At 71.6% G+C, this 552-nt stretch carries 1 pseudogene; it reads left to right on the forward strand.

From position 1 onward, the window contains the following. Positions 1-552, forward strand: a pseudogene (locus ACEXHE_RS13470) (IS5 family transposase); the annotation flags it as partial.

A 552-nucleotide genomic window follows, 5' to 3' on the forward strand; every position in this document is an offset into this window, starting at 1 on the left:
CGAGGGCATCGCGTTCCGGTACCGGACCGGGATCCCGTGGCGGGACCTGCCGCGGGAGCAGTTCGGGCCGTGGCAGACGGTGTGGAAACGACACCGCCGCTACGCCGCGGACGGCACCTGGAACCGAGTCCTGACCCAGGTGCTGGCCGAGGCCGATGCGGCCGGGATGATCGACTGGGCCGTCTCGGTCGATGCCACCATCGCCCGAGCCCATCAGCACGCCACGAACACGACCCGCCCGGACCAGGACACAGGGGGCCGGGGCGAATCACAAGAAACTGCCGCTGACCGAGGTTGAACCGCCTGGTCACGGCATCGGACGCTCCCGCGGTGGACTGACCACCAAGATCCACCACGCCGTGGAAGGCCGGGGCCGGCCGCTGGCCACGATCGTCACCGGTGGCCAGCGCAACGACGGGGCCGTGCTGGCACAAGTACTGGCCGAGATCCACGTTCCCCGGCCCGGCCCCGGGAAGGCGCGGTCCCGACCGGAGGCGGTGATCGCGGACCGGGCCTATGCCACCGGGGTGATCCGCACCGAACTGCGTCGGG

This window comes from Micrococcus sp. IITD107 (genome assembly GCF_041927415.1).
Taxonomy (GTDB): Bacteria; Actinomycetota; Actinomycetes; order Actinomycetales; family Micrococcaceae; genus Citricoccus; species Citricoccus terreus.